General features: G+C 65.1%; 17 protein-coding genes. 11 read left to right on the top strand and 6 right to left on the bottom strand.

Annotated features, from left to right (window positions below; genetic code table 11):
- Positions 1 to 2: 2 nt before the first annotated feature.
- Positions 3 to 968 carry a 2-hydroxyacid dehydrogenase gene (locus I6F28_RS03420; RefSeq protein ID WP_225139269.1) on the bottom strand — a complete coding sequence of 322 codons (966 nt, stop codon included), beginning with the start codon at positions 966 to 968 and terminating at the stop codon, positions 3 to 5.
- Between the two features lie 140 nt (positions 969 to 1108).
- On the opposite strand from I6F28_RS03420, the gene I6F28_RS03415 reads away from it, so the two are divergent.
- The 4 genes from I6F28_RS03415 to I6F28_RS03400 all read left to right on the top strand — a co-directional run bounded on the left by I6F28_RS03415 (position 1109) and on the right by I6F28_RS03400 (position 3862).
- Positions 1109 to 1477 carry a YciI family protein gene (locus I6F28_RS03415; RefSeq protein ID WP_035998498.1) on the top strand — a complete coding sequence of 123 codons (369 nt, stop codon included), beginning with the start codon at positions 1109 to 1111 and terminating at the stop codon, positions 1475 to 1477.
- Entirely contained in the window at positions 1474 to 2760 is a 1287-nt protein-coding gene (locus I6F28_RS03410; RefSeq protein ID WP_225139268.1) for an RNA polymerase sigma factor, read from the top strand. Before I6F28_RS03415 ends, I6F28_RS03410 begins: the two co-directional genes overlap by 4 nt.
- 118 nt (positions 2761 to 2878) lie before the next feature.
- Positions 2879 to 3418: a K(+)-transporting ATPase subunit F gene (gene kdpF / locus I6F28_RS03405; protein ID WP_225139267.1), complete on the top strand. Its 540-nt coding sequence runs from the start codon at positions 2879 to 2881 to the stop codon at positions 3416 to 3418.
- Positions 3419 to 3448: 30 nt separating this feature from the next.
- Positions 3449 to 3862 carry a VOC family protein gene (locus tag I6F28_RS03400; RefSeq protein WP_035998505.1) on the top strand — a complete coding sequence of 138 codons (414 nt, stop codon included), beginning with the start codon at positions 3449 to 3451 and terminating at the stop codon, positions 3860 to 3862.
- A gap of 197 nt (positions 3863 to 4059) precedes the next feature.
- Here I6F28_RS03400 and I6F28_RS03395 read toward each other — a convergent pair whose 3' ends face one another.
- The 3 genes from I6F28_RS03395 to I6F28_RS03385 form a co-directional block, all read right to left on the bottom strand.
- On the bottom strand, positions 4060 to 4404 hold the full coding sequence (locus I6F28_RS03395; protein WP_035998508.1) for a hypothetical protein: 345 nt from the start codon (positions 4402 to 4404) through the stop codon (positions 4060 to 4062).
- Positions 4405 to 4800: 396 nt separating this feature from the next.
- Positions 4801 to 5238 (bottom strand): hypothetical protein, encoded by a 438-nt coding sequence (locus tag I6F28_RS03390; RefSeq protein ID WP_035998510.1) that lies wholly within the window; start codon positions 5236 to 5238, stop codon positions 4801 to 4803.
- Positions 5239 to 5352: 114 nt separating this feature from the next.
- On the bottom strand, positions 5353 to 6141 hold the full coding sequence (locus tag I6F28_RS03385) for an SDR family NAD(P)-dependent oxidoreductase (RefSeq protein ID WP_225139266.1): 789 nt from the start codon (positions 6139 to 6141) through the stop codon (positions 5353 to 5355).
- Between the two features lie 209 nt (positions 6142 to 6350).
- Here I6F28_RS03385 and I6F28_RS03380 point away from each other — a divergent pair, with 209 nt between their 5' ends.
- The 6 genes from I6F28_RS03380 to I6F28_RS37435 all read left to right on the top strand — a co-directional run bounded on the left by I6F28_RS03380 (position 6351) and on the right by I6F28_RS37435 (position 9236).
- On the top strand, positions 6351 to 6701 hold the full coding sequence (locus I6F28_RS03380; RefSeq protein ID WP_225139457.1) for a YciI family protein: 351 nt from the start codon (positions 6351 to 6353) through the stop codon (positions 6699 to 6701).
- A 48-nt stretch (positions 6702 to 6749) separates the two neighbouring features.
- Positions 6750 to 7115 (top strand): YciI family protein, encoded by a 366-nt coding sequence (locus I6F28_RS03375; RefSeq protein WP_036021849.1) that lies wholly within the window; start codon positions 6750 to 6752, stop codon positions 7113 to 7115.
- Positions 7116 to 7239: 124 nt separating this feature from the next.
- Positions 7240 to 7980 carry a TetR/AcrR family transcriptional regulator gene (locus I6F28_RS03370; protein WP_057028075.1) on the top strand — a complete coding sequence of 247 codons (741 nt, stop codon included), beginning with the start codon at positions 7240 to 7242 and terminating at the stop codon, positions 7978 to 7980.
- 121 nt (positions 7981 to 8101) lie between these two features.
- On the top strand, positions 8102 to 8593 hold the full coding sequence (locus tag I6F28_RS03365) for a DUF2852 domain-containing protein (protein ID WP_225139265.1): 492 nt from the start codon (positions 8102 to 8104) through the stop codon (positions 8591 to 8593).
- Positions 8594 to 8847: 254 nt separating this feature from the next.
- A complete protein-coding gene (locus tag I6F28_RS03360; RefSeq protein WP_035998541.1) occupies positions 8848 to 9105 on the top strand; it encodes a hypothetical protein in 258 nt (85 codons plus the stop codon).
- Positions 9102 to 9236, top strand: a complete 135-nt coding sequence (locus I6F28_RS37435) for a hypothetical protein (protein ID WP_271542926.1) — start codon at positions 9102 to 9104, stop codon at positions 9234 to 9236. The genes I6F28_RS03360 and I6F28_RS37435 overlap by 4 nt, the downstream gene beginning before the upstream one ends.
- 33 nt (positions 9237 to 9269) lie before the next feature.
- Here the strand turns inward: I6F28_RS37435 and I6F28_RS03355 are convergent, their stop codons facing one another.
- Complete coding sequence (locus I6F28_RS03355) at positions 9270 to 10433, bottom strand: acyl-CoA desaturase (RefSeq protein WP_074447699.1); 1164 nt, start codon at positions 10431 to 10433, stop codon at positions 9270 to 9272.
- 255 nt (positions 10434 to 10688) lie between these two features.
- Here I6F28_RS03355 and I6F28_RS03350 point away from each other — a divergent pair, with 255 nt between their 5' ends.
- The gene (locus I6F28_RS03350; RefSeq protein ID WP_036021861.1) at positions 10689 to 11459 is read left to right on the top strand and encodes a serine acetyltransferase domain-containing protein; all 771 of its coding nucleotides are present in this window, start codon (positions 10689 to 10691) and stop codon (positions 11457 to 11459) included.
- A gap of 7 nt (positions 11460 to 11466) precedes the next feature.
- On the opposite strand, the gene I6F28_RS03345 is transcribed toward I6F28_RS03350, so the two are convergent.
- A complete protein-coding gene (locus I6F28_RS03345) occupies positions 11467 to 11985 on the bottom strand; it encodes a DUF2231 domain-containing protein (RefSeq protein WP_035998550.1) in 519 nt (172 codons plus the stop codon).
- Positions 11986 to 12108 lie beyond the last annotated feature (123 nt).

Here is a 12108-nt window from a genome sequence, read left to right as displayed (position 1 = left end):
CTTCAATATCCCCGCGTTCGATCCACCACGTTCTCCAGCGCGCCGCCCGCCTCAAACCGGGCGATCTGCTCGGCGACATAGGCCGAGATCGCATCCGCGTCGGTGTCGGCGGCATTGTGCGGCGTCAACACCACCTTGGGGTGGGTCCAGAACCGGCTGTCCTTCGGCTGCGGCTCCTGCACGAAGACGTCGAGCGAGGCGGCGCCGAGCGTGCCGTCGTCGAGGCAGGCGAGAATATCGGCCTCGTTCTGCAGGCCGCCGCGGCCGGCATTGATCAGCACCGGCGCGCCGAGCGGGCTGGTGCGATTGAGCTTGGCGAAGACCTCGCGGTTGAGGATGCCGTGCGTGTCTGATGTCAGCGGCAGCAGGCAGACCAGGATATCGGTCTTGCGCAGGAACGCGTCCATTCCGGCGGCGCCATGGAAGCATTCGACGCCCTCGATCGTGCGCGGGCTGCGGCTCCAGCCGGCGACGCGGAAGCCGAGCCGCCGCAGCACGTCGGCCGCATCGGCGCCTAGCGTGCCCAATCCCATGACGCCGACCGTGACCGCGCTGGCCGGCCACTGATATCTGGGCTCCCAGCGCTTCTCGCGCTGCGATTGCCGCAGGTAAAGCTCCTGGCGGTGATGCATCAGCACGTGCAGCATGACATATTCGGTCATGCGATTGGTGAGATCGGGCACGGCGACGCGCACCAGCGGCACCTCGGGCAGGCTCTTGTCCGCCATTAGCGCGTCAACGCCGGCGCCAAGGTTGAAGATCGCCCGCAGATTGGGGAACGCACCGAGATCGCCGGGCACCGGCTTCCACACCGCCGCATAATGCACCTCCGCCGGATCGAGCCCGGCGTCCGGCAGCAGCACCACGCGGCGTCCCCCGCAGACCGCGTCGAAGCGGGCCTTCCAGCGCTCCGGCAGCCAGTTCTGCTGCGTGCTGTTGATCAGGACGGCCAGTGTGCCCATGGTCATTCGAAGTGCCTCTTCAGGTTCCGCGCAAGAAGGCCCTCCTTGGCACGATCTGCCGGATTTTTCTTGCAAATTTTTTCCGCAGCGCTGTCGGGGCGGGGCATATTGGCGCGTCTTCAGAACAGACGAGGGAAGTGCTGCCCATGCTTTACGCCATTCTTTGCTATCACGATGAGGATTTCGTCGGCTCCTGGAGCAAGGAACAGGACGAGGCCGTGATGAAGAAGCTCACCGTGGTGCAGGAGAAGCTCACCAGGCAGGGTCGACTCGGGCCGGTGGCGCGGCTGTTGCCGACGACCGCGGCGGCGACGCTGCGCAAGGAGGATCCGCCGCTGGTGCTCGACGGCCCCTATGCCGAGACCAAGGAGCAGCTGCTCGGCTTCTACATCGTCGACTGCAAGAATCTCGACGACGCGCTCGACGTCGCACGCGAGCTGGGTGCCGCCAATCCCGGCGGCGCCTATGAGGTGCGTCCCGTCGGCGTATTCCGGCCCGGAGGAAACCTGACGTGAGCGAGGCCGATACCGCCTGGATCGAGACTGCGCTGACTTCGGCGCGACCCCAGGCGGTCGGCGCGCTGTTGCGCTATTTCCGCGATCTCGACACCGCCGAGGAGGCGTTTCAGAACGCCTGCCTGCGCGCGCTCAAGACCTGGCCGCAGAATGGGCCGCCGCGCGATCCCGCGGCCTGGCTGATCATGGTCGGCCGCAACGTCGCGATCGACGAAGTGCGACGCGCGCGCAGGCAGCAGCCGCTGCCTGAGGACGACCAGGCGATCTCCGATCTCGACGACGCCGAAGGCGAGCTGGCCGAGCGGCTCGACGGCTCGCATTATCGCGACGACATCTTGCGGCTGATGTTCATCTGCTGCCATCCAGGACTGCCGGCGACGCAGCAGATCGCGCTGGCGCTGCGCATCGTCTCGGGCCTCACGGTGAAGCAGATCGCCCGCGCGTTCCTGGTCTCGGAAGCGGCGATGGAGCAGCGCATCACGCGCGCCAAGGCAAAGGTGGCCGAGGCCGGGACGCCGTTCGAGGCGCCGGGCGCGGTCGAGCGCTCTGAACGGCTCGCCGGCGTCGCGGCGATGATCTACCTGATCTTCAATGAAGGCTATTCGGCGAGCGGTGACACCGCGGAGATCAGGAAGCCGCTGTGCGAGGAGGCGATCCGGCTGGCGCGGCTGCTGCTGCGGCTGTTTCCGAGCGAGCCGGAGATCATGGGCCTGACCGCGCTGATCCTGTTGCAGCACGCGCGCAGCGCGGCGCGCTTTGCCGCGGACGGCTCGCTGGTCCTGCTGGACGATCAGGATCGTTCCTTGTGGAACGGCACCATGATCGCGGAGGGCCTCGCGCTGATCGACAAGGCGATGCGCCACCGCCGCAGCGGGCCCTACCAGATTCAGGCCGCGATCGCCGCCCTGCATGCGCGCGCGGCGACGCCGGAGGAGACCGACTGGACGGAGATCGACCTGCTCTACGGCGCGCTCGAAGTGGTGCAGCCCTCGCCGGTGGTGACGCTCAACCGGGCGGTCGCGGTCTCCAAGGTGCGCGGGCCGCAGGCCGCGCTCGAGCTGATCGAGCCGCTGGCGCCGAAGCTCGCCAATTATTTCCATTTCTACGGCGTGCGCGGCGCCTTCCTGATGCAGCTCGGCCGCAACGACGAAGCCCGAATCGCCTTCGACCGCGCCATCGCGCTCGCCAACACCTCGGCCGAAGCCGCCCACATCCGCATGCATCTCGATCGCCTGATCCGGGACAGCCAGCCGAAGGCAAAGGAAAGCGCCAAGGCGAAGTAGGCCCGTCTGTTTCCACGCCATGACGTGGGGTGCGCAGTGCGCCAAAGAATTTCTGTCCCATTGTCGGGCCGGGGCCTCCCCCGTTCGTCCTAGGCTCCGTATCCACGGAGAGCCATCCATGCTGAAAGCCATTGCCGTCATCGCCATCGTTCTCGCCGCCGGCCTTGCCGCGGTCCTCGTCTTCGCCCTGACGAAACCCGACACGTTCCGTGTGGAACGCTCGCTCGCCGTCAAGGCACCGGCCGCTGTGATCTATCCGCTGGTTGCCGTTTTCCATCGCTGGACCGCCTGGTCGCCGTATGAGACCCGCGATCCCGCCATGAAGCGGACGTTCGGCGGAACCCCGGCAGGGAAGGGTGCGACCTATGCCTGGGAGGGCAACAACAAGGTCGGCGCCGGCCATATGGAGATCCTGGAGGCGAACGGCCCCTCCAAGCTCCGCATCAAGCTTGATTTCGAGCGGCCGTTCGAAGGCCACAACACCGCCGAGTTCACCTTTGTGCCGCAAGGCGATGCCACACTCGTCACATGGGTAATGTACGGTCCGGCCCCGTTCCTGTCCAAGCTGATGCAGGTGTTCTTCAACATGGACAGTATGATCGGCAAGGATTTCGAGACCGGCCTCGCCGGCCTGAAGAAGCTCACCGAGAAGCAATAAGCCTCACTGCAAACGAAGAGGAGAGAAACGATGCTCAATCCCTATCTGTTCTACCAGGACAATTGCGAAGCAGCGTTCAACTATTACGCCAAGGTTCTCGGCGGCAAGATCGACGCGATGATGCGCGCATCGGATGCGCCGCCGGAGGTGCCGGCTACGCCCGGGCGCGAGAAGATGATCATGCATGCGCGGATGTCACTGCCGGACGGCACGGTATTGATGGCCTCCGACTCGCCGGCCGAGCATTTCCAGAAGCCGCAGGGCTTTGCAATCTCGCTTACGGTCAAGGACCCCGCAGATGGTGAGCGCAAGTTCAACGCGCTTGCCGACGGCGGCAGCGTCACCATGCCCTTCAGCAAGACGTTCTGGGCCAAGGGCTTCGGCATGTGTGTCGACAAGTTCGGCATTCCCTGGATGGTGAATTGCCCGGCCGAGGGCATGTGATAGGAGCATGATCCGGAAAAGTGTGAAGCGGTTTTCCGAAAAGATCATGCTCAAACAACAACCTAAAGCGCGATGACGATTTATCCTATCGCATCGCGCTTTGGGCGCGACCGTCGCGTTGCGATCCCCTCTCTCCAATGCTGCGGGAGAGGGGACGTACGTTTCGTTACGTCAGGCGCCGATCAGCCGTTGTCCTTTCACCGGATTGATCCGGTGACGTCCTCGGGCGACGATTCCACGCAGCGAGGACAGATCACGAGCTTGGCGCCCAGCTTCCTGTCGTTCTCCGCCTGTATCTCGTCCTGGACCGCCCACCACGCCTCGGAATAGGGGCGCAATGTGCCGAGCACTTTTTCGCGCTCCTGATTGGGATCACTTGCAGCCGGCGCGCCGGTCGTGACGCGCCGCTTGGCCACATGCGGACGGTTCGGATCCTTGCCGAGGCCATCCCATGCAATGGCGCGGCGTTCCTGCGCTGGCGCCTCTGCGCATCCGATCAGCGCTGTGCAAAAAGTGAGCACGATCAAGCCGTGTCGAATCATGCCGGGCTTTTGCCTCCACAATCGGCGCGCAGAATCTGCGTGAGACACGCGCATCGTCGGTTCAATGGAACTCAAGGCAAAACAAACTTGCCGGCATGGCCGAATATGAGTCGTGCTTTCGCATCACTTTGCGGACGCAGTGAGGCCGCTTCGTGAAGCGAGCTGCATCGCACAACAATTGGCGCAAGATTGGGCTGTGCTCTGCACGTCAGAATCGTTATTGGTGAGTCATAAAAGCTACAAACTGGGATGGACGTCACTTGCAAGGGGAGCGACCGATGGCGGCGGCGCTACAGATCAACTTTGCTCTTTGGGGAATGCTCATTTGCGCCAGCGCGAAGCTGGCGCCAGTGATCCAGACGCTGTTTTGAAAGCGGTTGGCGGCTGCCGGCTGTATCAGCGGCAACGCGGATAGATCGCGGCGAGATCGCGCCCCTTCAACAGCAGCAGCCGCGAGGTCAGACCGCCACGTCGGCTGATCCAGTCGCGCACCGGACCGGGATAGGCGGCAAGCACCGCGACCGATGCTTCCGGCTCGGCATAGAAGCGGCCGCGCCGGTCAACCGAGCGTGCGGCATGGAAGCCGAGCACGGCGCGCTTGGTGACGCAGATGCGCTCGCCCGGCACGATGCTCAGCACCAGCGTGCAGGCGGACAGGCAGGGACCGTCGATCACCACGCGCTCGCCACTGTCGCGGACCTTTTCGAACAGATCGAGGAACGGCCCGACCTGTCCGCCCGGAGACTGGATGATGCGGATCTCGGCCGCTGCGGGCGCGGCGGCGAGCAGCGCGGATGCAAGCATCAGAGCTTTGAGGAAGGTGATGCGTTGCATGAACTCTCCACCAACTCGCTTTCGTAGGGTGGGCAAAGCGTAGCGTGCCCACCATCCGCACCGCAAATTTGGGATCGGCGCGTTGCGCCTTTGCCCACCCTACAAATCCTGCGCCTACCCGTTGCGCCTTTGCCCGCGCAGCGTCGGCAGGCCGATGCCCGCCGCATCGAAGCCGCCGTCCACGGCCAAAATTTGGCCGGTGATGTAGCTCGCGCGGCCCGAGCACAGGAAATAGATCGCTTCCGCGAGTTCCTCTTCCAGGCCGTAGCGGTTGAGCGGAATGGCGTCGTGATAGTCGGCGCGGATCTCCTTGGTGTGCACCTGCTTCGCCATCGCGGTGTCGACCGGCCCCGGTGCGACCGCGTTGACGCGGATGTTGAGGGAGGCGAGCTCGACCGCGAGCTGCTTGGTAAGGTGTGCAAGGCCTGCTTTGCTGGTGCCGTAGGCCGAGCGCAGTGTCGAAGCGCGCACGGCTGAGATCGAGGTGATGTTGACGATGGCGCCGCCACCACCGTCGCGCATCAGGGGCACCGCGGCCTTGGTGCAGAGGAACGGTCCGGTGAGGTTGACCTCGAGCACGCGGCGCCAGTCGGCACCCGACGTCTCCATCAGCGGCGCGAACACCGCGATGCCGGCATTGTTGACCAGCGCGTCCAGCCGGCCGAACCGCCGCTCGATCGTCGTCATTGCGGTGCTGACTGCGGCCGCGTCGGCGACATCGCAGGTCAGCGCCAGCGTCGCCTCGCTCTGGCCGATGTCCGCGACCGCGCGGCCGAGCAGTTCGTGCTCGATGTCGAGCAGGGCCACGCGCCAGCCCTCGGCCAAGAATTTCTTCGCGGTCGCAAGCCCGATGCCGCGGGCGGCACCGGTGACGAGGGCGACTTTTTGCGGGGCTTGCGGCATTGGCTGATCTGTCCTGTGTCCGGGAGCAGCGCGCGAAGCGCCGGTTCCTTTTACTGCGCTTTCGTTCCGGCATGAAAGGCCTCGCCGAGCCGATCGAGCCCAATGTGGCCCAGAATGCGCCAGCCGCGGCTGCGCTGCGGCCTCGAAATAATTTCTGTCCCGCTGTCGGCCCGGCAGAAGGCCGTTCGTCTTAGAACGCGCCGCCGGAGCTGCAGCTCGATCCCGAGCGCGTCGCCGCGATGATGCGCTACAACGAGGCGCTGAAGGACGCAGGCGTGCTGATCACGCTCGATGGGCTGCACCCGCCGTCGACCGGGGCACGCGTCTCGTTTGCGACCGGCCAGCCCATCGTCACCGACGGGCCCTTCGCGGAAGCCAAGGAAGTCCTGGGCGGCTATTGGATGATCGAGGTCGCCTCGCGCGCCGAGGCGATCGCCTGGGCCAAGAAATGTCCCGCTTCAGCCAACGAGATCATCGAGGTCCGCCAGGTGCAGGAGATGGCCGATTACTCGCCCGAAGTGCAAGAGATCGTCGCCGGGTTTGGCGACCTGAAGACGTAGACGAGACGGCGGCTGCGCGATTCCCAATCAACCCTGAGGAGAAAACCCATGAGCACCGAACACAAATTTCTCGCCGTCTATCTCGGCAGCACGAGCGGATCGAAAATGGCGGCGTGGCGCGCGCTGCCCGAGGCCGAGCGGAAGGCGAAGGAGCAGGAGGGCATGGCCGCCTGGCACGGCTGGGTCGAGAAGCACAAATCCGTGATCGTCGAGATGGGGGGCCCGCTCGGCAAGACCCGCAGGATCGACGGGAGCGGAATCACCGAGGTCAGCAACGCGCTGACCGGTTTCACGGTGGTGCGTGCCGCCTCGCAGGAGGACGCCGCAAAGCTGTTCGAGAACCATCCGCATTTTGCGATCTTCCCGGGCGAGGCAATCGAGGTCATGCCCGTGCTGCCGATTCCGGAGATGTAGCCCCGGTCACCCGTCATTCCGGGTTCGATGCTCCGTATCGCCCCGGAATGACGTGAAAATACGGGTCAACCAGTCCGGCCGCCGCTAGTGACCTTCACGCCCGGCTCATGTAAAGCTCGTTCACATGAGCTGGCGCAAGGAGCAGCGCCGCGCCGAGCGCGGCTATCACCACGGCAATCTGAAGGAAGCCCTGTTGCAGGCGGCCCTCGGGCTGATCGCCGAGAAGGGGGCGGCCGGCTTCACCTTCGCCGACGCCGCGCGCATGGCCGGAGTCAGTGCGGCGGCGCCCTACCGGCATTTCCGCGACCGTGACGAGCTGCTGTCCTCTATCGCCCAGCGCGGTTTCGAGCAGTTCGAGGCGCGCCTGTCGGCGGCCTGGGACGACGGGCGGCCCGACACCGTCACCGCCTTCGAGCGCGTCGGCAAGGCCTATCTCGCCTTTGCCCGCGCGGAGCCGGCCTTCTACAACGCGATGTTCGAATCGGGCGTGCCGGTCGATGCCAATCCCGCACTTCAGGCGGCCAGCGAACGCGCCTTCAACATCATTCGAGCCGCAGCCGAGCGGCTCGCCGCACTGACGCCGCCCGGCACACCCCGCCCGCCGGCGATGATGATGGCGCTGCACATCTGGTCGATGTCGCATGGCGTGGCCTCGCTGTTTTCCCGCGGCGATGCTGCGCGACGCAAGCTGCCGATGTCGCCGGACGAGCTGCTGGAGGCCGAGGTGCTGATCTATCTGCGCGGCCTCGGCTTCCCGATCGACCGCCGTCCTCCGGCCAGGGGCGCCGAGCCGCCGCCGGTGCCGCCGGAGGCTCCCTCCGGTTCGGGCCTGCCGCCCGGCAGCCCCTGGGGCAAGCCGAAATAAGATTGCGCAAGTAATCACGCGGGCGTGTCTTGCTGCCAGCTTGACAAAATCGCGGGATGGTCTAGCTATGTAAATGTTATTTACATTCACAACGGCGCTGGTGCCGTGATGGAGAAGGGAAATGGCCTACACCGCTGATGTCAATCGCTGGCGCGGCCCGTCGGACCAACAGCAATATTACGAGCGCCCCCGCATGCTGGACACGCCCTGGCATCCCGGCTGGATCGCCGTGACCATTCTCGGCTTCATCATCTGGTGGCCGATCGGACTTGCCCTCCTCTTTTTCACACTCGGGAGCAGAAGAATGTCGTGCTGGAGCAATCAGGATCGCTGGCAGAACAAGATGGAAAAGATGCAGTACAAGATGGATCGCATGCGCGACCGCATGGAGCGCCGCGGCTTCGGCTTTGGCTTCGGCCCGCCGTCCTCCGGCAACCGCGCCTTCGACGAGTATCGCACTGAGACACTGCGCCGGCTCGAGGAAGAGCAGGTCGAGTTCAAGAACTTCCTCGACCGCCTGCGTCACGCCAAGGACAAGGAAGAGTTCGACCAGTTCATGGCGCAGCACAAGACGCGTCCGACCCCGCCGCCGACCGATCAGCAGCAGGGCTGATCCGAAGAATTGCACCTCTCAAAGCCTTCAGGCGCATGCCCCCAAAGTCCTGATGGCCCCGAGCCGCCCGCCTGCGCAACCCGCAGGCGGGCGGTTTGGTTTATGTCACACTTCGATGGTCGTCCTGGCGATGCGAAGCGCCTGCGAGGGCTTTGCGAGGCCCATCACGCAGATGTGCAGGATCGATAGAACCCGGACCGCGCGAGCACCGACCAAGCCTTGACTGCGCCTCCGCGGCGCCGACGGGCACGATCATGACCAATATTGAACGCAAACAAATCAGCCAGCGCCTCGCATTGTTCGAGCGCGCGGCCGTGTTGTTCGAGCGCTTCGGCCCGGTCGTCCCGGTGGCGATCGCGTTCCTCAATGGGTGGCCCACGGAAGTTCAGCTCTACCCGGAATGGCAGCTCGGCGAGTCCTGGCGGTTGTTTCTCAGCGCCAATCTATATTGGGGCGCATCGTACGCACTCAGCCGCGCTGTGTCGTTCGCGCAGGGAAGTATCGTCCCATGATCCTGCTCCGCGATTTCGCGCTTTTCGTCCTGCCGGTGCTGATCGCCGCAGGCGGCTGGCTCTATGCGCTCAGCCTCCGCAAGCAAGCTGACCCCGGCCGCGCCCGCGATGGACGCGCCCCGGCAGCATGACCGCTGCCGGCCGGTGTCGCATGGCGTGAAGCTTCAGCGCGCCGTGGCGAGCTGCGCGCGAACCGAGGCCAGGAAGTATTCGTAGGCGTGGTCGACGATCTCGTTGAGCGATCGCGTGCGCGCGAACATCGCCTTGGCTTCCGCGAGAAACTCCTCGCGTGTCGGGATCTTCGGCAGATGCAGATGCGTCAGCGCGTCGACACCTTCATGCGCGCGATTGAGGATGTCGTGCAGCGTCGGCAGCTGCAACTGGGCGAGATCGGCCCGGCGGCGTGCCGACGAGATCGCATGCGCCAGGGTTTGCGCATCGAACCGTCCGGCGAGCTCGCGGGCCGCCCGCTGGATGACCCGCGCGCCGAGCGGCTGCTCGTTGCGCAGCACCTGTTCGGGCGGCGCCTTCATGTTCCAGACGACGCCGATCCACGACAGCAGCGTCAGGATGTAATAGGTCACGTCGACCTCCCACCAGCGAAAGCCCTGTCGCACGCTGCTCTGATAGGCGTGGTGATTGTTGTGCCAGCCCTCACCCAGCGTGACCAATGCCAGCAGCCAGTTGTTACGGGAATCATCGCCGGTCACGTAGCGCTTGCGCCCGTGCACATGGGCAAGCGAATTGATGCAGAAGGTCGCGTGATAGACCAGCACCGTGCTCCAGAGGAAGCCGACCACCAGACCCGACCATCCTGCGACCAGGAAGCAGAGCCCTGCCAGCACGAAGGCCGGCAGCAGCTCCAGCCGATGCAGCCACATCAGCTCGGGATAGGCGGCGAGATCGCCGACCTTCACGAGGTCGGTTGCGTCGTGCTGCCGGTAAAAGATCCAGCCGAGATGGCTATAGAGGAAGCCGCGGTGACGCGGTGAATGCACGTCGTTTTCAGTGTCGGAATGCAGGTGATGGTGGCGATGCTTGGCCGCCCACCACAACACGCTCTTCTGGGCGCTGCTTTGCGCAAGGCAGGCCAGGATGAACTGAAACACCCGGCTGGTCGCAAACGCCCGATGCGAGAAATAGCGATGGTAGCCGGCTCCGATCGCGAACATCCGCAAGCAATAGAGTGAGACGCAGATCGCGACCGCCTGCCAGGTGACGCCCGACCAGATTGCCGCAAGGCAGCCGAGATGGACCAGCAGGAACGGCAGGGCGGATGGATACATGATGTCGTCGTGCTGGTCGTCGGCGGGGGCGTTGAGCGGCATATTTGAGCGTGACCTCGGATGACGTGGATTCGGAACTGGCCGGCAGCTTGACGTCCGGCGGGTACCAAAACCCGCGGATGCCACCGCGGGCTTCGGCCGAAGGCTGGCCGCAGCTCTCTGGCAAGCAAGCCCGTAGTCTTACGGGGAGCATGGCGCACAGGTGGCCGCGCGTGTTGCCGACGCCAATTGGCGCGCAGGCGGCCTGCGTCCTATATTCGACAGCGAGAAGCAAGCGTCAAAACACCGCAGGCGGCAATGCGGACGGAGACTGCGATCGTGGCGAGCGACATCCTCTGGCAGGAGATACGCGGCGAGGCGCGGCGCACCGCAGCGGCGGATCCCGTCTTCGGCAAGGCTGTCGCCGATGCCATCCTTGCCCATGACGATTTTACCGCTGCCTTGGCCGATCTGATCGGGCGTCGGCTGGGCGGCAGCGCCGCCGATCGCGAGCGCTTCACGACGTTTTCCCGCGATGCCTTTCGCGGCCAACCGGATCTGGTCGAAGCGGCCGGCCGCGACCTGCGCGCCATCGTGCTCCGTGATCCCGCCATCGCCGGATTGTTGCCGCCGCTGCTGCACTTCAAGGGCTATGTCGCGCTGCAGTCCTGGCGCGTCTCGCACTGGCTATGGCGTCATGACCATCGTGATGCGGCGCTGCTGTTGCAGAACGAGGCTTCGAACGTCCTGCAGGTCAGCATTCATCCGGCCGCGAGCCTCGGCTCGTCGGTTTATCTCGACCATGCCACCGGCATCGTGATCGGTGCCAATGTCGTCATCGGCGACGAGGTGACCATCCTTCAGAATGTCAGCATCGGACGCCATGGCGACCTGCCGATGCGCTCGCCTCGCATCGGCCGCGGCGTGTTCATCGGCTCCGGCGCGACCATCCTCGGCGACATCGAGATCGGCGACTTCGCCAAGATCGGCGCCGGGACTGTCGTGACCGGTGACGTGCCTGGCGGCTGCACCGCAATCGGCAATCCCGCGCGGCTCACCAATTGCCTTGCGGCCGCTTCGTCCGCTTGACTGTCGCTCAGGCGGCGCGGCGGTGGCTTTCGCCGCCATGATGCGGGTTGACCGGCTCCGAGCTGGTCTGGCCCGGCGCATCCAGCACCGCGACGTGGTGGCGATAGACCATTTCCCAGCCCTTCCATCCCGTGAACAGAAGGATGCCGACCACGACCAGGGACAGCACGACGCCCCAGGGCTTGATCGCCGCCTCCGCGCCTTGGGCGTAGCGGAGATAGAAATTGACCAGGGCCAGCACCACCGCCGCGAGATTGCCGACCATGTGGTACCAGGCATCGTTCAGGCGGCGGATGCGTGGCTCGCTGAAGAAGTCGGTGAAGCCGGCTGCGGCGGCAACCAGCGCCATGACGATGCCGGCGCCGATCAGCCACATCGCGGCGCGTGCCCAAAAACCGTCGCCGGTTCCGATGAAGGCCAGATCGGCGATGGGAGCGCCGACCAGGAACGCGACGGGGAACGGGATCAGCATGGGGTGGAGCGGGTGATCGCCGATCGCGGCGGTCGTCTTGGGGTTGATGGACATGGCAGGACCTCGCGGAGAGTGATTTTCCCGACAATTTTTGGCACGAGAGCAGGTTCCTCCGGCCGGTGCGTCTGGAACACGGGATCCGGGGTCCATCCCCCTGCACGGACTGTCTTTCCTGCA

The sequence above is a fragment of the Bradyrhizobium sp. NBAIM14 genome (genome assembly GCF_020193895.1).
Taxonomy (GTDB): domain Bacteria; phylum Pseudomonadota; class Alphaproteobacteria; order Rhizobiales; family Xanthobacteraceae; genus Bradyrhizobium; species Bradyrhizobium yuanmingense.
This window is presented reverse-complemented; position numbering and strand designations above follow the sequence as displayed.